This is a genomic window from uncultured Paraglaciecola sp., assembly GCF_943787955.1.
Lineage (GTDB): Bacteria > Pseudomonadota > Gammaproteobacteria > Enterobacterales > Alteromonadaceae > Paraglaciecola.
The window spans coordinates 110,294-129,266 of the sequence record NZ_CALSOK010000011.1; the positions used below are offsets into that span (position 1 = coordinate 110,294).

Here is an 18,973-nt window from a genome sequence, read left to right on the forward strand (position 1 = left end):
TAGCTGCTTGCATTAGCCTAAATTCCTATCCAAAGATTATTGGGGTGAACTACACTTAGTTTTCACTCCGATTTTTAAAGGGATTTAAAAATGTTAAAGTCGGCCTTACAAAGCTGGGTTTGGTCGGGAATAAATAAAGCCTCTTCAGAAAATGTTAACCCGACCCGTATCACTAACATCATTGCTTTATTATGTATTTCTGTATCAAGTCTGCACCTACCCATTGTCCTATATTTTGTGTCACAAACAGGCTATCAAGAATTACTACTCATCATCATATCAGCATCATTATTGACCTTAGTACCTATTCTTAATCGTCTAAAAGCGTATTTAATGAGCAAGCTATTTTTGGTCATCGTTTTTGCTACATACATATTAATATCTTGTCTAATACGACAAGAAAACTTAAACATTCAGTATTTTTTCTTACTCGCAGTTGTTATCTGCCCATTTTTATTTAAAGAGGCGGAAAGTGGCTTAATGTTTTTGATTACCCTGTCATATTTTTTATTATTTGTTAGTTTCGAAATTTGGTTTTTCTATTCATCAGTCAACACTCTGAGCTTCCATCAACAAATAGTAAAAATTAGTTGCAGTATTTCATTTGCCCTGTCCTGTTTACTTTGCAGCTATCATATTCGAAGAAACATTAATCGTAATTTGCAAAAACTGTCCTCAGAGCGTGAACGTTCAGAGCAGTTACTGTTAAATATTTTACCCGCCAACATTGTCCAACGTCTAAAAACATCGCCAAACCTAATAGCTGATTACTATGAACAAGTGAGTATTCTATTCGCCGACATTCAAAATTTCACACCATTGTCTAAAAACCTCTCGCCACAACAGCTTGTTAATCTTTTAAATGAAGTGTTTTGTGCATTTGATCACATTACCCAGAAATACGGATTAGAAAAAATCAAAACCAGTGGTGACGGCTATATGGTGGCTGGAGGGGTACCTATTATTAGCTCTTCTCATGCCATTGAATGCTGTTACTGTGCTTTAGATATGCAAAATGCATTTAAAAGCATTTGTAAAAAACACCATTTACACAATGTTCTGCGAATAGGAATAGGTTGCGGTGAAGTGATTGCTGGTATCATTGGCAAAAGCAAATTCAGCTACGATCTTTGGGGGGAGGCTGTTAACTTAGCATCACGTATGGAGAGTCATGGATTGGGTAATAAAATTCAAGTCACCGAATCAACCTACGAAATCAGCAAAGACTGCTTTCAATTTGATAAACGAGGACTAATTGAAGTAAAAGGTCTTGGGTGGATAAATACCTATTGGTTAGTCAGCAGGAAACATAATTTGGAAACACATGTACTTACTAGATAATATTGATAAACAACAATTCATCAGACAGTATTGGCAAAAAAAACCGCTAGTGATCAAGCAAGGTTTCGATAACTTTATTGATCCTCTAGATGAAAATGACCTAGCAGGATTAAGCCAAGAGCCAACAGTTGACTCAAGAATAGTGAGTCTCACAGCTAACGCTTGGCAAGTGAGTCACGGCCCGTTTGAAGACGTGAATGCATACTGTTTAGGTGCGTGGAGTTTGTTAGTACAGTCGGTTGACCACTTTATTCCTGAAGCCGACGAACTCATGCGAGCGTTCGACTTTATTCCGCACTGGCGAATGGATGACCTGATGGTAAGCTTTTCAAATAAAGATGCCGGTGTAGGCCCCCACCTCGATCAATACGATGTATTTATTATTCAGGGCAAAGGTTCAAGGCGATGGCAAGTAGGTTTGCCTGGAGATTTTGACAAAATCAACCCGCATAAAGATTTAGCACAAATTTCTGGCTTTGAACCCGTTATTGATCAAGTTTTACAACCGGGGGACGTCATCTATATACCAGCCAATCATCCGCATAATGGAGTAGCATTAGAAGAATGCTTGAACTACTCAGTAGGATTCCGCGCACCTTCTCAACAAGAAATGCTGTCTTCACTCGCTGACTTTGCTATTGATAACAACTTATTTAACGAGCGTTACACAGATAAAGAGCTCGCACCTCGTGAGTTTAGCGGTGAAATAAAACAACAAGAAGTCGTAAGATTTAAGCAGATGCTAAAACAACTTCTAGAAACCGACCAGTTTTCTAATTGGACTGCTCAGTTTTTAAGTCAAGGTGGTGAAAAACATGAGTTTGAGGATCAGGACATACAAAATTTAAGTCATCAAGAGATTGATGACAAACTGAAAGCAGGCATACCATTTATTCGATGTCCGGGCATTAAAGCGGTTTTTCTTGAGCACCCGCTCTATAATATTGATAATTTTATGTTTTATATTCAAGGCGAAGCATTTTCAGTGCCATGCAAAGACAAAGAGTTGACTTTGAAATTTCTTCATCAACCTATTTTTATACTAGAAAACAATCAATTAGACCATTGCAGTGTGTTTTTTACTGAGCTAGTCACAACAATGGCTAATTTAGGGTATTGGTACCCTGAATGAACGAGGAGTGACCGTATGACGTTTTATACAAAAAGCGTCGATTGGGCCAACGAACGACACAGCCTCAAAAGAGTAGAGCTTACTCATTAGGACAAACTAACAGTGGACTTGACGTTTCCCCCTTAATTATGTCCTTGTGGATCTCCCATCAAATTCTAGAGCCAAATCACAATGACTCGGCTAATACCTGTAAAGGGTGTTTAGGCTTGAAATTCTCGAATCTTGCCACCTGACTTCGGCATGAATAACCAGTAGCGACTATTTCTTCTGGCTTATATCGACTGATAGCTTGTTGCCAACTTAATTGATAAATGCCTGTAGACTCTTTGATGTGACTGGCCTCGTGACCAAACGTCCCCGCCATACCACAACACCCTACAGATACAGCAGATAAGGTTAAACCCGTTTTTTGGAAAATCTGTTGCCATTGAGTTTCACTTGTAGGTAAAGCTGTTTTTTCGCTGCAGTGGCCAAACAGTGCATAGTTTTGGGTATTGCCTTGGGCAACTTTTGGCAGCTCAAGTTGCAACAACCATTCATGCACGAGCAGCACTTTAAAGTCACCACGAGCATCGCCTAAAATTTTGGTATACTCGTCGCGATAACATAGCACCATAGAGGGATCGACACCTATCAATGGTAAAGCCAAATCATCTAACTGATTCAAAAAATCTGCCGCAGTTTTAGCCGTTTTGGCAAACTCTTTTAAAAAACCTTTTACATGTTGGGGTTTACCGTTTGGCATAAAAGGTAACAAAACAGGTTCGTAGCCAAGTTTAGAAATCAGTGTCACTAAAGATTCCACCACTTGTGCGTCATAAAAACTGGTGAAGGGATCTTGCACAATGCACACTTTTTTCGCTAACTGTACAGGGCTTAATTGCTGCAGTGCCACTAAATCAAATTGCATTGCTGCATTACCGTTTAGTTTTTGATCCAAGGTTGGCTGCGATAAAATAGGCGTATCGATATATCCGATAGTCTTACGAATAGCGGTATTCACCCAGCCTTGGCGTAAGAAAAAATTGATAAACCTAGGCGCTTTAGCCATCAATGGCGCCATCTTTTCGATATTGCCAACCAAGTGGTCTTTGGCTGGGCGCATATAACGTTGATAATACATACTTAAAAAGCGCGATCTAAATCCGGGCACATCAACACTAACCGGGCATTGGCTAGAACATGCTTTACAGGCTAAACATCCTTCCATCACTTCTAGCACTTCGTGAGAAAAGTCATTATCAACTCTCTTGTCAGTGCTATTTCTGAAGCGTTCAAACCAACTAGGGGGATCTTCGTTGTGTTCTAATGCATTGACATCAATGTTTTGATTTGACAACAACCTTAGCCATTCACGCACCATGCCGGCCCTACCTTTGGGACTGTGACGTCTATCACTGGTAATTTTAAAAGAGGGGCACATAGGTGAAGTCGTATCATAATTAAAACATAAACCATTACCGTTACAGCTCATGACAGGTTCAAAGGATGTCCTGACTTCGATAGGAATTTGCCTATCAAACTCACCACGCTTTTGATCCCCGACTGTCACCAAAGATTCTGTTGACTCTAATGGTGTGCAAATTTTTCCAGGGTTCATTTTATTGTGGGGATCGAAAACTGTTTTTATCTTTCTCAGTTCAGCAAATAGTTCTTTACCAAAAAACTGTGGCCCATACTCACTTCGGTAACCTTTACCATGTTCGCCCCACATCAAACCACCATATTTAGCGACTAATGCCACCACTTGATCTGAAATATCCGGCACCATCGCTTCTTGTTCAGGATCGCACATATCCAATGCAGGACGCACGTGTAATACTCCCGCATCCACATGGCCAAACATGCCATATTTCAAACCATACCCGTCTAATAAAGCACGAAACTCCATAATAAAATCAGCTAAATTTTCAGGTGGTACAGCCGTATCTTCAACAAAAGCAATAGGCTTTCTAGCCCCTTTAGTTTTGCCTAATAAGCCCACTGACTTTTTACGCATGGCATAAATTTTCAAGATATCAGCTTTGTCGTAGGTAATTTGATAACCAATGACACCTAAATTTTCAGCTGAGTCTAGGTTACGACTTAAGGTGGCTATTTTTTGTTCGATATCAGCTTGGTCATTACTGTTGTACTCAACCATATTTAGACCAAGTACCGTTCTCCCCTCTACCTCAGTGATCAAGCTTTCGACTGAATGCCAAATCATGTCTTGCTTAGCCAAGTTAAGCACATTACTGTCAACCGTTTCTACCGAGGTGGCATTAGCGGCGACCATACTAGGTGCATGCCTTAAAGCAGATTCAAAAGAATTGTACTTAACATTCACTAAGGCTTTAAACCTGGCGATGGGTGTGATGTTTACTGTCGCTTCTGCCACAAAGACAAGGGAGCCTTCTGAGCCTGTAATGACGCGGCTAATATCTAATGTTGTTAAACCTTCATCCAATGTGTGTTCTAGATCATAGCCAGTTAAAAAACGATTGAGACGAGGAAACTTTTCTAAGATTTGTTGGCGTTTACCTAAACACGTGTCGAGTAACTGCTGAGTTATCTTGGCTATCGGTGTGTATTTTTGACCCAGTTTTTTAGCGTTATCGAGGGCCATGGGTGCTGTGTTTAAAACCGTTCCATCAGCCATTACCGATGTGAGACCTAATATATGATCACTCGTTTTTCCGTACACCAATGAACCCTGCCCAGAGGCATCGGTACTGATCATTCCGCCAATAGTGGCCCTACTACTAGTAGACAAGTCTGGTGCAAAAAAGAAACCCAATGGCTTTAGTACATCGTTTAACTGATCTTTGACAATACCAGCTTGAACTCTTGCCCATTTTTGCTCGACATTCACTTCTAAAACTTGATTCATGTGGCGAGAAACATCGACAATAATACCACTGGTAAGCGACTGACCGTTAGTGCCTGTGCCACCACCTCTGGCAGAGAATTTAACGTCTCGATAAGGATTAGCCATTTTACCAATCAGCGATAAATCCTCAGTAGTCTTTGGAAAAACAACAGCTTGGGGTAACTTCTGATAAATAGAATTATCAGTAGACACCGCTAAACGACTCCCGTAACTGTACTCAATGTCACCAGAAAAAGTGGACTTTGTTAAATCAGTCAAAAAATCCTGATAGTTACTTTCAATAATAGATTGAGGGTCTAACGCTGGCAGCATAGGGGGCATTCAGTAATTAATGTATAAAATATAACGGTGATTATACCTAAAATGATCATTCCTGCTCTATATCACTTTGACATTAGCCCTATTGATTTTTCATATGATACAAATAGTTTGTAACATATGAAATTTTTCAGTCATAAATGAGCTGATATACTTTTTGTTTAAATGATTCTCTCTCAAACCTTAGGTGATAAATATGAAGAAAAAATTACGTATCGCATTAGGTGGCCTACTGGCAATATTTGGCGTAGTCTTTTTTATTCTACCTGGTTCGATATTGGTTTTATTAGTAGGGCTTTTGATGCTTAGTTATGACGTGCCTAAAGCCAGAGATTGGTTGCGTACTTGCCAAAAGGTCATGTCAAAGTCGGCTAGCAAATTAGATAAACTCATTCTAGATAAATACTGAGAAGGTAAAACTATTGGATTTTTTATTTGGACCTAAGTATTAAAAAGCCGCTTTCGTTAATACGTTAGCGGCTTTTCTATTTAACGTTCTACTTTACTATCCCTGTTTCTTACCAAGATATAACCAGGTTTCGACAACTGTATCTGGGTTCAGTGACACACTATCGATACCTTGCTCCACCAGCCACTGTGCTAAATCTTCATGATCAGACGGGCCTTGACCACAAATACCAACATACTTACCGCGTTTCTTAGCTGCTTGAATTGCCATGGATAACAAGCTCTTAACTGCAGGGTCGCGCTCATCAAACAAATGAGCGATCAACCCGAATCTCGGTCAAGACCTAGATGTTAACTGGGTCAAATCGTTAGAGCCAATTGAGAAACCATCAAACATATCAAGGAATTTGTCAGCCAAAAGTGCGTTTGAAGGAAGCTCACACATCATAATGACACGTAGGCCATTTTCGCCTTGCACTAATCCCTCTTCGGCAAGTAACTCTAATACCTTTGCACCTTCTTCTAAGAGTACGCACAAAGGGGATCATGATCTCAACATTGGTTAAGTCCATTTTATTACGCACCCGCTTAATCGCTTCACATTCCAAGGCAAAACAGCTCTAGAAATCTTCTGAAATATAACGGCTGGCACCACGAAAACCGAGCATCGGATTTTCTTCATCCGGTTCGTATTGGTAACCGCCCACTAAATTAAAGTATTCATTGGACTTAAAGTCAGACATACGCACTATGACTTTTTCAGGCGAAAACGCGAGGCTATGGTTGAATACCTTCCACCAACTTTTCGATGTAAAACTCTACTGGGGAAGCATAGCCCGCAATCATGTCGAGTGATTTCTTCTTTTAATTCGCTCAGGTTGATTATCAAAATCAAGTAATGCTTTGGGATGCACACCGATCATGCGGTTGATAATAAACTCAAGTCGCGCCAAACCAACACCCGCGTGAGGCAAACGAGCAAAATCAAAGGCTCTATCTGGGTTGCCGACATTCATCATTACTTTGAGTGGAATTTCTGGCATGCATCAATCCGTGATGTCACAACATCAAAGTCTAATACATCACCGTAGATAAACCCCGTGTCGCCTTCTGCACAAGATACCGTAATATTGTCGCCATTTTCAATTGAAGCTGTGGCATTACCACAACCTACAACGGCAGGAATACCTAGTTCTCTGGCGATAATAGCTGCATGGCAAGTTCGTCCACCGCGGTTGGTCACAATCGCAGAAGCTTTTTTCATAATTGGCTCCCAATCCGGATCGGTCATATCAGTGACTAAGACATCCCCTGGTTGGATTTTATCCATCTCTTCCACACCTTTAAGCACTTTTGCTACGCCAGCGCCTATCTTGTGGCCAATTGCTCGCCCTTCACACACAACTTTGGCTTTACCTTTAAGCATAAAGCGCTCAATGACCTGCATATCTTCACGACTTCGCACTGTCTCGGGGCGGGCCTGCACTATGTATAATTTGCCATCTATGCCATCTTTAGCCCATTCGATATCCATAGGGCGTTGGTAATGCTTTTCAATAATCACAGCCTGCTTGGCCAGCTCCATTATTTCGTCATCATTTAATGAAAATTGACGACTGTCTGCAGGCTCAATATCCACAATCTCGACTTGTTTACCGTGCTCAAGTACTTCTGAATAAATCATCTTGGTAAGTTTGCTGCCAAGGTTTCTGCGCACAACAGCGGGAAAACCTTTTGCCAAAGTAGGTTTGTGGACATAAAATTCGTCCGGGTTGACTGCACCTTGCACCACCATTTCACCTAAGCCATAAGATGAGGTGATAAAAACAACGTCTTCAAAACCAGACTCAGTATCAATCGAAAACATTACGCCAGAGGCAGAACAGTCACTGCGCACCATACGTTGAATACCTGCAGATAAAGCCACTCCTTTGTGGTCGTATCCTTGATGTACTCGATAAGAAATAGCTCTGTCGTTAAACAGTGAAGCGAATACATGTTTGATTGCAACCATGACTGAATCGTAACCTTTTACGTTTAAAAAGGTTTCTTGCTGGCCCGCAAAAGATGCATCAGGCATGTCTTCTGCTGTGGCTGAAGAGCGCACTGCAAATGAAGCTTCATCACCCGCCTCACCTTGCAAAGTTTTAAACGCCACGCGTATGGCATTTTCTAACTCTGGTAGAAAAGGCGTATCGATAATCCAATTACGAATGGTTTCGCCAGCTATACCTAATGCAGCGATGTCTTCGATATCTAGGTCGTCTACAAAACATGAATACTGGCTTCTAAGCCACTTTGTTCGAGAAATAAATTAAATGCATGCGCTGTGGTCGCAAATCCTCCAGGCACTTGTACTCCTGCATTAGCCAAATTTGAAATCATTTCGCCCAATGACGCGTTTTTGCCGCCAACGACTCCGACATCTCCCATACCCAGTTGTTGGTACCACAAAACGTGTTCTTGCATTCTCACTTTCTCCAAATAATTGTTTGGTTAATTTAATCGTGTTAGTTTAGGTAATCGTTTAGTTATGACTGTTAAAAACAGAAAAAAAACAACATCTTTATAACGCCTTTAAATTTGTTAGGGGGATTTTAGAATGTTGTTATCGTGAAAGTAAAATTTAATTATTTTTCGTAATTAAATTACACCAATGTTAAGGAAATGTTTTGAGATCAGCCTATTATATTTCAGATGGAACGGCCATTACTGCAGAGGTGTTTGGCCACGCATTGCTCTCCCTTTTACGATTGAGTTCAAACACATCACTGTTCCCTTCGTCGAAACCGCAGAACAAGCAAAAGACGTCGTTCGAAAAATATCTGAAAGTTTTCAAGATGACGATCAGCGACCTTTAGTGTTTTACACCATAGTCAATATCGAAGTTCGCAAAATTGTTTCAAAATCAGTGGGGATCAATTACAACTTTCTGGATCAGTTTGTTGCGCCACTGGAAAAAGTGTTGGGTGTACCATCTAAGCCAGAAAAACATCGCACTCATAGTATTCATGAAAAAACTTATGATATTCGAATTGAAGCCGTAAACTATGCATTAGCCAATGATGATGGGGCAAACTTAAAAGACTATCACGAAGCTGATATTATTTTAGTGGGTGTATCACGGTCGGGCAAAACCCCTACTAGTCTCTATCTAGCGCTGCAATATGGTATCAAAGCAGCAAACTACCCCTTTACCGAAGATGATATGGGTGACATTTTACGTTTGCCTGCACCATTACGTCGCTTTAAAGACAAATTGTTTGGGCTGACTATCCAAGCAGACCGATTACACCAAATACGTTCAGAACGACGGGCTAATAGTAAATATGCATCGTTGCAGCAATGTCGCATGGAATTACGAGAAGTAGAAAACTTGTACCGCAAAGAAAAAATTCCGTTTTTAAATAGTACTCGATTCTCGATTGAAGAGATTTCAGCCAAAATTTTAGCTCAAACTGGTTTGCAACGTAAAAAACACTAAATCCAAGCGCAAAGGAAAAACTGTATGTTCAATCACTTTGAACCATCGTTACTTAAATTTTTAAAGGATCTTCAAGCCAATAATAATCGCGATTGGTTCAACGACCATAAACAACAATATGAAGACCACGTGCGTTTGCCAGCCTTAGCTTTTATCGAACAAATGGATCAGTGGATCCGGCTTATTTCACCACACTACGAGGCCAGCCCTAAAAAAGTGGGCGGTTCTCTGATGCGCATCTATCGGGACGTTAGGTTCTCTAAAAATAAATTGCCTTACAAAACCAATCTAGGCATACAATTCCGTCATGAGGTGGGCAAAGATGTTCACGCACCAGGTTTCTATTTGCATATTGCAGCAGACGAGATTTTTTTGGCTGTGGGCACGTGGCAACCAGACAGGGACCCTTTGGCAGCCATTCGAGATCATATTGTGACCAAACCTGGGCCTTACTTAGATGCTATTGAGCATGAACCTTTTACTCAATTTTACGAACTAGCAGGCACTAAGCTAACCCGACCTCCTAAAGGTTATGACAAAGAGCATCACCTTATTGAAGAGTTAAAGCGCAAAGATTTCATTGCTATATGTTCGCTTCAAGAAAGTGATTTGTACCAACCAGATTTTTGCAAAATGGTGGCCAGTCGTTTTGGTCGAGCCCAGCCATTTCAGAAGTTTATATGTGAAGCGTTAGGACTCAGGTTCTGATGTATTAGTTGGCGTTTTGATTTTTGCTCTTCCACCAGTGGTTTTATTAGCACGACCTTCATCTTTGGCTTTTTCTGCTCTGCGCCTTCTTGCTTCTTTGGGATCTGCAATAAGAGGGCGATAAATTTCGATTCTGTCACCTTTTTTTGGCAGGTCAGTTAACTTACACGTGCGATTCCAAATACCTACTTTTAACACCTCGAGGTTAATATCTGGAAAACGTTTCACGATACCCGAAGCCATAATAGCCTCTTTAACCGTTGAACCTTGTTCAACGACCACTTCAAGCAAAGCTTGTTTTTCGGGGGTGCCATACACCACTTCAAGGGATATTTGTTGGTCTGTCATATACTCTACGTAACCTCTAGCTAAGCTTTAACCATAAACCTGTTTTGCGCGCTCAGTAAAGGCGACAACCATATTAGTAGCAATCGTATTAAAAACACGCCCAAAAGCCATCTCAACTATCTTACTCGAGAAGGCAAAGTCCAAATTCAACTCTATTTTACAGCCTGTCTCGCTGAGTGACTTGATTGTCCAGCCTCCAGTTAATCGAGAGAAAGGTCCATCAACTAAGCGCATTTGGATAAATTCACCACGCTTTAATGTGTTGTGGGTAGTAAACCATTGTTCAACACCCGCCTTTGAAATAAGCAGGGATGCACGCATATTGTCATTATCTTGCTGCAAAACCTTGGTTTCAGCACATCCCGGGATAAACTCTGGATACAGCTGTACATCATTAATCAAGTCATACATGGATTCAGCACTAAAAGCAACCAAAGCGCTGCAACATACATTGGCCATTAATACTCCAAAATGGGTAAGACGTTAAAACAGTAGTAGATTAACATAAGTTATTTGCGGTGTGTCGATCCAATAGTTTCGAATACAGTGGATTTTTTGTTGTACCACTTCATACAATCTTTATAATACGGTCTATGAATAAAAAGAAGTCAAAATCTACAGATAGCACCATAGCGCTAAATAAAAAAGCTCGCCACGAATACAATCTTCAAGACAAACTCGAATGTGGTATGTCATTGCAAGGCTGGGAAGTGAAAAGCATTCGCTCTGGTAAGGTCAATATTGCGGAAAGTTACGTCGCCATAGAAAAAGGTGAAGCCTTTCTAATTGGTTCAACCATTCAACCGTTAAACCAAGCGTCTAGTCACGTAGTTTGTGAGCCTACACGTAAGCGTAAGCTGTTACTCAAAAAACGAGAATTAGACAAATTAATTGGCTCAGTTGAACGCCAAGGTTATTCGATTATCGCCACAGCCATGTATTGGAAGAAAAACTGGGTAAAGGTCGAAGTCTACTTAGGTAAAGGTAAACACGAACATGATAAACGCGACGCGGTTAAAGACCGCGACTGGGCCCGTGATAAAGAACGCATGATGAAACACAGCGCCTAAGTCATACCTTAAGAGCTGAAGTATCAGCTATTAATCTAGAGCTAGAATGGGTAATTTTTGAATAATTTGATGTTGTAGCAATAATTAGCATGACAAAATCGATAGGAATATGGCGTTCTTGGGCCCTCGTTGCAGGGATGATGATTGGCTCGGGTATTTTTACCTTACCTGCTTTACTTGCACCCTATGGCAGTTATAGTTTTATTGGCTGGGGGGTGACTGGCTTTGGAGCCATATGTTTAGCCTTAAGCTATAGTTATCTCTCTTCACGCAAACCTGGGTTGGGTGGGCCATATTTCTATGTCCTTGAAGCTTTTGGGACTGTTCCAGCAGCAATTGTTTGTTGGGGATATTGGATTTCCTTAGTCACCTCCATAGCAGCCATAGCATTGTCGTTTGCAGGGTATAGTTTAACGTACCTACCAATACTCAATGACCAGCCATTGTATAGCGCTTTATTTGCAGTTGGTATTATCCTTTTTTTTACCGCCATTAATATCTGTGGTGTGCGTGAAGCCAGTGCTGTTCAATTGATCACCACTATTGTAAAAATTGTTCCATTATTATTAGTGGGCTTGTTTGGTATCATGTTTGGTGACGTGTCTAACATTCCAGCCATAAACCCGGATGACAGCTCTTTTTTTAGTATGGTCGCTGCATTGTGTTTACTGATCATGTGGGGCTTTATTGGCGTTGAATCAGCCACACTGCCATCAGAAGACACCATTAACCCAACAAAAACCATAGCTCGCGCTTCAATTTTAGGCACATTAACGGCATTGAGCATCTATGTAATAGCGATGTTCGGTATCATGTCGATCATGTCTCTACCTGAATTACAAAACTCCACGTCACCTTTCGCTGATGCAGCACAGATAATCATGGGGGATACAGGTGCCATAATCATTACCATAGGGGCCTTATTTGCTATAGGAGGCACTTTAAACGTATGTATCATGATAGCTGGAACAATAATGTTAGCAGGAGCAAGGGACAACATATTCCCTATCTACTTTAGTCAACAAAATGCTCAAGGTACTCCCACAACAGCCCTACTGTTTTCCAGTGTTATGGCAATCATATTGTTGCTCTTTAATACCAGTCAATCACTGATCAATAGTTTTGAAAATTTACTTATTATAGCCACATTTTCAGTATTGGTGGTCTATTTGGGTACTGGACTAGCCAGCATAAAACTTCAATTACAGGACCATAAGCAGGGTGCGCCTCTCAGTTACATGAGATTGTGTGTTGCGCTACTTGCTACTTTATTTTCCCTGTTAGCCATCATCGGCGCTTGGGTTTTGTATCAATAATTTTAGGAATATTTATGTTTAGTAATGCAATAGTACGCACACCATGTAAAGCGATGTTAGCTGGCCTGACTGAAGCTGATATGGGTTTACCTGACTACGATTTAGCATGTGAACAACATCAAGAATATATTACAGCCTTACAGGAATGTGGTTTGCAAGTGACTGTTTTGCCGCCACTAGAAAGTTATCCTGACTCGTGTTTTGTTGAAGATGTTGCCCTACTGACACCAAAGTGCGCCATTCTTACCCATCCGGGTGCACCAAGTCGCCGTGGAGAAGTGCAACATATAGTCAAAGCTGTGGAACAATTTTATCCTAACCTTGAGCATATCAATCTACCCGGAACTGTTGAAGCTGGCGATATTATGATGGTAAAAAATCATTTTTACATAGGCATATCTGCCCGTACAAATACTCAAGGTGCTGAGCAACTTATCGATATACTTGGTCAATACAACTTGACTGGTTCAATGGTCGAAATGTCAGCATTACTGCATTTAAAGACAGGTGTCAGTTATTTAGAAAACAACCACTTACTGACCTTTGACGAGATGCACAACCATCCTACTTTCAATCAATTTAAACGCATAGAAATAGCAAAAGATGAAAGTTATGCCGCCAATAGTGTATGGATAAACGGCACTATTTTAGTACCTAAAGGTTTCCCCAATGCCCTAAAAGCCATCCAACAACTTGGTTATCCCACAATAGAGGTATCCATGTCGGAGTTTCAAAAGTTAGACGGTGGATTAAGCTGCTTATCACTGCGATTTTGATTGCCTTCCAGTTAAACAGCACCTAACTCAGAACAAAAATGACATTTTTAGGCGCTAGCTAACCAGATAAACAAAGCTCGATGCATCTAACAGGCTTTGTTTGTTCAATAGAAATTACGCAATTTCATGCTTATGTTGTTTTTTATAACGCTTAGTCAATTTTACTCCACGTAGTTGATCAGTAATTAAAGCCCATAACGGCGATGCCGATGATCTCGGTAACTTACCCGCTGCAATTCGACGTAATTGTTGTTTAACCATCGCCATTGTGGCTAAACCACTGAGCGTTTTGTCTTTCCAATTAACGACAGGTATATGTCCAAGCACGGCGCTATCATTTTGCCATTGATATGGTAGATCTGGCATAAAAGCCAGAGAACTGGCCATTCCCACCAATTCCACTCCATTATCAACGACTTTTTTGGCCACATCATAACGGTGAATGCCACCTGTGGTCATAATGGGTACCGATACATGTTTGGCGATCTTGCTGGCAAACTCTAAAAAATAGGCTTCTCTGGCGAGCGTTCTATCATCTGCACTGCGCCCCTGCATGGCCGGTGCTTCGTAACTACCGCCAGATAATTCCACTAAATCAATATTCAATTCACCGAGTATTTTCACTACTTGTTCAGCGTCGTCGATATCAAAACCGCCACGTTGAAAGTCTGCTGAATTAAGTTTAACCCCAATAGCAAAACTATCGCCACATGCCTCTTTTACTGATTTAACGACGTCAATTAGCAAGCGAGCACGGTTTTCAAGGCTACCTCCCCATTTATCATTTCGTTTATTGGTCAAAGGAGATAAAAATTGCGCCAGCAAATAACCATGGGCCGCGTGTATTTCCACGCCGTCAAAGCCCGCCTGTTCAGCCCGAACAGCTGTTGTAGTAAATCGTTGAATCACATCTTGAATTTCGGACTCATCCATTGATTTAGGAGGGGAAAACAATGACGAATGTTTACCCATATTTAACGCCACATCAGAAGGAGACAACACCTTACCCCCCATTTTTTTGAACACTTGCCGACCTGGATGGTTGATCTGCATCCATATTTTAGTGTCATTCGTTTTTGACAAGTTTGCCCATTCAGTAAAAGGAGTTAAGTCAGTATCCTGTTCTAGTACCACACCGCCAGGACCTGTCATAGCCAAGTGATCAATCATCACATTACCGGTAATAATTAGCCCTACTCCGCCATCAGCCCAAGCTTGGTATAAACGTTTAAGTTCAGTTCCTGGTAAGTGTTCGCCAGTCGCCAAATTTTCTTCCATCGCCGCTTTGACTAAGCGATTTTTTAGCACTTGGCCATTGGGTAAGGTAAATGAAGTAAAGATTGAAGCTGTCATATGATGTTGAGTGACCGAATAAGTATAATTTGTAATCAATATATTGGGCTAGAGACTGAACACACAAGGTTTGTAACAACATTTTCCCAAACATTGTATTCACAGCTAACCGGCCTATGCTAGAATGTAGCTGTTGGTAGTTTGCAACCAACACCTTGGGGCTGATTTTGGATTCGACAGGACTCTAGAAGCTTTAGGTGCATGCAGAGGAGCGGTTTGCCTCTATAAAAGCCGCATTTAAATAGTCGCAAACGACGAAAACTACGCACTAGCCGCTTAATAACCGGCAGTGCCCTTCCACTCATACTCTTTCTGCTAGTAGAGGTTCGGAAGGTCATCCCAGCAGGATAGCGAGGGAACCTTGTCTAAGGGTGAACCGCGAAATAGTATTAGGCCCGCTATGAGAAATCCTGTTTGTCGGAGTTCAAATTAGTTAAATAAAAGACAAAATAAGCATGTAGTACCGATGGTTGACGTGTTCTGGACGCGGGTTCGAGTCCCGCCAGCTCCACCACATGAAATAAAAAAGGCTTATCGAAAGATAAGCCTTTTTTATTTATAGGAGTTGAATGGGCATCGATGGGACCTTTAAAAGACACGCTTAATTTTAATTTAACTACGACCCCTTTTATTAAAAAGACACGCTTAATTTTAATTTAACTACGACCCCTTTTATTAACCCCTTTTATTATTGGTTAGCATACAAAGTAAAAGCCGATACTCACACCTTAAAACTTGGATACAACACGGCTTTATGGGATAGCTCTGCACTGGATATATCAGTTTCAAAAATTCTTTCAAAAGCCGTTTGGAATCTTGATTATGAAAGTTTACTTTATAATATTAGCTATCTGGTGAGATTCTAATGAAAAAAAGCTGTTCAATTACTTTGTCTATTGCCCTGCTTTTTTCACTTTCTGGTTGTTTAGATAGCCGTGATGACGAAAATGCAGAGCCTGTTCCTGAAGTTATCGACGCAACAGTGACTACTGACGACTTTCTTAAATTTATAAATACTAAAGCCGCTCTTGCTGCTGGGCAATATAAGATTGTAGCCGCTACTGTTAACGCTGGACAAAGCAGCGATTATAACTTAACCGTTACTTATGATAATGGTACCGAAGAAACCATTAACGGTAATTGGAGTAACTCAGGTGGTATGGATGCTACACATGAAATGAACCCAGCCCATGTTATCAATCTTCAAAAAGCTGGGGGCCTAAGTGTTAAATTAACCTCAGCGGTCGACAACTATTTATTTATTACCCGTAATAACCACATCATCGCAGAAGATAATAATAGTGGCAGCGATAATAATGCCACTATCGTATTAGAAAACTCCCGCATAAATTCACAAACATATGCTGAGGCTTATTACACAGCGGTTGATCCTAATAACGAAAGAACCACCTTAGCACAGTGGAAATCAGTTAATGGATTTAACAGCGGCGCCGACAATCATATTATTTTTAGAGACCGAATTGATTTAGGTTACGGTCGTGATATGTACTCAAAAAATGGTGAAGACGGAAGTTTTGCTTTTTATGTAAATTACTATATTGTGCAATTGACTGAGGGGGATGTATCTACCTATGGAGCATTGGGTTTAGACGCAGCTTTAGCTGCTGATAAAGAGTTTCTTATCAGTACTAATGCAATAGAATATTCTCCTATAGACTCAAACGATCCTAGTTCAGAAAAAATACTGAAATTTTTCAACTTTTCCGTAAAAGATATCAAAGAACGCAAAAACAGCATTGATCTAGATGGCCGCGGCGAAAAGTTTATGCCTACGGCATGCTTAGTCTGTCATGGCGGCACACTGCACCCATTAAACGCTGATGGTGGCTTTCCTGTTGAATCTTTACGTTCACAAAAATTCAACAGTCTTAATACCGACCATTTTACGTTTTCAGATCAAGACGGTTATACCGAAGAAGACCAAAAATTAGCGATAAAGGCCATGAACCAACTCGTTCACTCCTCTTATAGCGAAACACAAAATCTTGATGTAAGCATCCAAGCCCGTTGGAGTGCAAATTTTGCTTTGGAAATTAATAGCGGTGCCTATAACGGAGATTTTTCAACAGATGATTACAGTGGTGATTATATCCCTGATGGCTGGAAGCAAAATGCTAACCGTCCAGATGGAGTTGAAAGACTTTACCTCGAAGTCGTAAAAGATCACTGTATTGCATGCCATTCAATAAGAGGTAGTTCTGCAGGGGAAAATGTCATAACACAATTTAATGGTCAAGACGTATCACTCGCCAATGCCATTAATTTAAGCAGTTATGAAAAGTTTATCAGCTATAACAAACGTATTATCGAACTCGTTTATCGACGTGGCCAAATGCCTCTTTCATTACTTAATTATACAAGATTTTGGGAAACACCTGAAGCAGCACCCACACTACTTGCTTCTTTTTTACCTGATTTTGATGCCTTTGATAACAATGGTGTAATTTCTGAACCCAAGGCACCTGTAGCCGTAACAACAACCTCTCGTGTATCAAATTCCCCAGTAACACTAAACGCATCTGCTAGTTATCTTGCTGAGAGTTTCAGCTGGGAAGTACTATCAACACCTGTTGATGCAATAGCAACACTGTCGAACATTACAGGAAGTACCACCATATTATCTGCGGATGTAGACGGTGATTATATTATTCAATTAACCGCCAATAACGCCACAAGTTTAAGTGATACTGAACAAGTTTTAGTCACAATAAATAACAATATGGCAACAACGCCCAAACAATTAACTTTTGCTAATGATATTCAACAAATACTCAGCGATAATTGTACCTCTTGTCACGCTGAAGAAACAGTTCATCCGGGTATACCCGTTTATTTTGATGTGACAAACCCTAGATTTTATCAAGACGTACTTAAAAATATTGATCTAAATGATCCTCAAAAAAGCCTTTTACTAATCAAACCTACCAACCTGCAACATGGTGGTAGCATCGTATTAGATCGAAGTAACGATTTCGATGAACAAAATTATCAAACTATTCTTAGCTGGACTGTCCAAGGTGCACCTTGTGGTGTTGACCCAACATTTTGTCAAAATATCGAACGTGATTAATTAAGGGATACATTAACAATGTAATCCCTAGAATATGCTATGTATTTATAGTGAAGACTTATTATTGGGTTAAGATAATGGAGAACTAATCTGGGTAAATTTGGGGGAATATGTGGTCATATACCAAAAGGTTTTCCACATATTTGCGAATTACTCAATATATTTACATTTATATTGTTTCTTTGAATAAACAATATGGATTGATTTATGTCCCAATTTATTCAAAACCAAGCTATTAATATCCGACAAATATTTCGCTTATACTGTAAGCATCTAGCAAAGGCCGTCTTTTAGATATCAACTTGGTATCTCACAATAATGTCTTTGATAATAGATCGAGGATATTTTGCAACAACAACGCCAAACAAAAGAAGAGTGATAAAATACGGTTACTGTCCAGCAAGCCATTGGTTTAAAAGCGCCTGAATACTGTGCGAAGCACAACATTCATATTCAAACCTTTTACGCACAAAGAAGTGAAATTAGTCATAACATCCCTTATTAGGTGGCCAAATTAACTATGCCACTAAAGACTGCTCTGGTTACCACTGGATCAGGAATATACTGTTTTAATTTATTGATTATATTCTTTTGAAGTTGAAACGCTGTCCTATCCCCTGCTCTAGTCTCACCAGCCGATGGAAAGGAATGCATCCATCTGGGCGCAATAACACCTGCTTTTGCAGACCTTTCTACACGGATATCTCAGGCAAATCACCGGACCCAAATAGATAGGCAGGTAAATATGGTACAGAC

Annotated in this window: 12 protein-coding genes, 1 other RNA gene and 2 pseudogenes; 10 read left to right on the plus strand and 5 right to left on the minus strand. The window is 40.4% G+C overall.

What is annotated here, in order from left to right; all coding sequences use genetic code 11:
* The first annotated feature begins 90 nt into the window (after positions 1-90).
* A complete protein-coding gene (locus tag Q0Y52_RS11470) occupies positions 91-1,341 on the plus strand; it encodes an adenylate/guanylate cyclase domain-containing protein (protein WP_297821668.1) in 1,251 nt (416 codons plus the stop codon).
* Positions 1,325-2,473 carry a cupin domain-containing protein gene (locus tag Q0Y52_RS11475; protein WP_297821670.1) on the plus strand — a complete coding sequence of 383 codons (1,149 nt, stop codon included), beginning with the start codon at positions 1,325-1,327 and terminating at the stop codon, positions 2,471-2,473. The genes Q0Y52_RS11470 and Q0Y52_RS11475 overlap by 17 nt, the downstream gene beginning before the upstream one ends.
* Before the next feature lie 166 nt (positions 2,474-2,639).
* Here Q0Y52_RS11475 and Q0Y52_RS11480 read toward each other — a convergent pair whose 3' ends face one another.
* Positions 2,640-5,657 (minus strand): FAD-binding and (Fe-S)-binding domain-containing protein, encoded by a 3,018-nt coding sequence (locus Q0Y52_RS11480; protein ID WP_297821672.1) that lies wholly within the window; start codon positions 5,655-5,657, stop codon positions 2,640-2,642.
* A 202-nt stretch (positions 5,658-5,859) separates the two neighbouring features.
* Between Q0Y52_RS11480 and Q0Y52_RS11485 the strand changes: the two genes are divergently transcribed.
* Entirely contained in the window at positions 5,860-6,072 is a 213-nt protein-coding gene (locus tag Q0Y52_RS11485; protein ID WP_297821674.1) for a tellurium resistance protein TerC, read from the plus strand.
* A 96-nt stretch (positions 6,073-6,168) separates the two neighbouring features.
* Here Q0Y52_RS11485 and ppsA read toward each other — a convergent pair.
* Positions 6,169-8,540: pseudogene (gene ppsA, locus Q0Y52_RS11490) on the minus strand (phosphoenolpyruvate synthase).
* A 203-nt stretch (positions 8,541-8,743) separates the two neighbouring features.
* Between ppsA and Q0Y52_RS11495 the strand changes: the two are divergent.
* Positions 8,744-9,555, plus strand: a pseudogene (locus tag Q0Y52_RS11495) (pyruvate, water dikinase regulatory protein).
* Positions 9,556-9,579: 24 nt separating this feature from the next.
* On the plus strand, positions 9,580-10,263 hold the full coding sequence (locus tag Q0Y52_RS11500; protein ID WP_297821676.1) for a TIGR02453 family protein: 684 nt from the start codon (positions 9,580-9,582) through the stop codon (positions 10,261-10,263).
* On the opposite strand, the gene Q0Y52_RS11505 is transcribed toward Q0Y52_RS11500, so the two are convergent.
* Together Q0Y52_RS11505 and Q0Y52_RS11510 are read right to left on the minus strand one after the other, a co-directional pair.
* A complete protein-coding gene (locus Q0Y52_RS11505) occupies positions 10,246-10,611 on the minus strand; it encodes an RnfH family protein (RefSeq protein ID WP_297821678.1) in 366 nt (121 codons plus the stop codon). The genes Q0Y52_RS11500 and Q0Y52_RS11505 overlap by 18 nt on opposite strands.
* 27 nt (positions 10,612-10,638) lie before the next feature.
* The gene (locus Q0Y52_RS11510) at positions 10,639-11,070 is read right to left on the minus strand and encodes a type II toxin-antitoxin system RatA family toxin (RefSeq protein ID WP_297821680.1); all 432 of its coding nucleotides are present in this window, start codon (positions 11,068-11,070) and stop codon (positions 10,639-10,641) included.
* A gap of 134 nt (positions 11,071-11,204) precedes the next feature.
* Between Q0Y52_RS11510 and smpB the strand changes: the two genes are divergently transcribed.
* The 3 genes from smpB to Q0Y52_RS11525 all read left to right on the plus strand — a co-directional run bounded on the left by smpB (position 11,205) and on the right by Q0Y52_RS11525 (position 13,773).
* Positions 11,205-11,681 (plus strand): SsrA-binding protein SmpB, encoded by a 477-nt coding sequence (gene smpB, locus Q0Y52_RS11515; protein WP_297821683.1) that lies wholly within the window; start codon positions 11,205-11,207, stop codon positions 11,679-11,681.
* An 89-nt stretch (positions 11,682-11,770) separates the two neighbouring features.
* A complete protein-coding gene (locus Q0Y52_RS11520) occupies positions 11,771-12,997 on the plus strand; it encodes an amino acid permease (RefSeq protein ID WP_297821685.1) in 1,227 nt (408 codons plus the stop codon).
* 14 nt (positions 12,998-13,011) lie between these two features.
* On the plus strand, positions 13,012-13,773 hold the full coding sequence (locus tag Q0Y52_RS11525; protein ID WP_297821686.1) for a dimethylarginine dimethylaminohydrolase family protein: 762 nt from the start codon (positions 13,012-13,014) through the stop codon (positions 13,771-13,773).
* Between the two features lie 114 nt (positions 13,774-13,887).
* Here Q0Y52_RS11525 and Q0Y52_RS11530 read toward each other — a convergent pair whose 3' ends face one another.
* The gene (locus Q0Y52_RS11530; RefSeq protein WP_297821688.1) at positions 13,888-15,126 is read right to left on the minus strand and encodes an NADH:flavin oxidoreductase/NADH oxidase family protein; all 1,239 of its coding nucleotides are present in this window, start codon (positions 15,124-15,126) and stop codon (positions 13,888-13,890) included.
* Positions 15,127-15,283: 157 nt separating this feature from the next.
* Here Q0Y52_RS11530 and ssrA point away from each other — a divergent pair.
* Positions 15,284-15,640, plus strand: a transfer-messenger RNA (tmRNA) gene (ssrA, locus tag Q0Y52_RS11535).
* Positions 15,641-15,991: 351 nt separating this feature from the next.
* On the plus strand, positions 15,992-18,217 hold the full coding sequence (locus Q0Y52_RS11540; RefSeq protein ID WP_297821690.1) for a hypothetical protein: 2,226 nt from the start codon (positions 15,992-15,994) through the stop codon (positions 18,215-18,217).
* Positions 18,218-18,973: the final 756 nt, after the last annotated feature.

Coding starts and splice junctions, on each gene's coding strand:
- Q0Y52_RS11505 (WP_297821678.1), bottom strand. CDS start 10,611: ATGACAGACCAACAAATATCCCTTGAAGTGGTGTATGGCACCCCCGAA.
- Q0Y52_RS11470 (WP_297821668.1), top strand. CDS start 91: ATGTTAAAGTCGGCCTTACAAAGCTGGGTTTGGTCGGGAATAAATAAA.
- Q0Y52_RS11480 (WP_297821672.1), bottom strand. CDS start 5,657: ATGCTGCCAGCGTTAGACCCTCAATCTATTATTGAAAGTAACTATCAG.
- Q0Y52_RS11525 (WP_297821686.1), top strand. CDS start 13,012: ATGTTTAGTAATGCAATAGTACGCACACCATGTAAAGCGATGTTAGCT.
- Q0Y52_RS11485 (WP_297821674.1), top strand. CDS start 5,860: ATGAAGAAAAAATTACGTATCGCATTAGGTGGCCTACTGGCAATATTT.
- Q0Y52_RS11500 (WP_297821676.1), top strand. CDS start 9,580: ATGTTCAATCACTTTGAACCATCGTTACTTAAATTTTTAAAGGATCTT.
- Q0Y52_RS11530 (WP_297821688.1), bottom strand. CDS start 15,126: ATGACAGCTTCAATCTTTACTTCATTTACCTTACCCAATGGCCAAGTG.
- smpB (WP_297821683.1), top strand. CDS start 11,205: ATGAATAAAAAGAAGTCAAAATCTACAGATAGCACCATAGCGCTAAAT.
- Q0Y52_RS11510 (WP_297821680.1), bottom strand. CDS start 11,070: ATGGCCAATGTATGTTGCAGCGCTTTGGTTGCTTTTAGTGCTGAATCC.
- Q0Y52_RS11540 (WP_297821690.1), top strand. CDS start 15,992: ATGAAAAAAAGCTGTTCAATTACTTTGTCTATTGCCCTGCTTTTTTCA.
- Q0Y52_RS11475 (WP_297821670.1), top strand. CDS start 1,325: ATGTACTTACTAGATAATATTGATAAACAACAATTCATCAGACAGTAT.
- Q0Y52_RS11520 (WP_297821685.1), top strand. CDS start 11,771: ATGACAAAATCGATAGGAATATGGCGTTCTTGGGCCCTCGTTGCAGGG.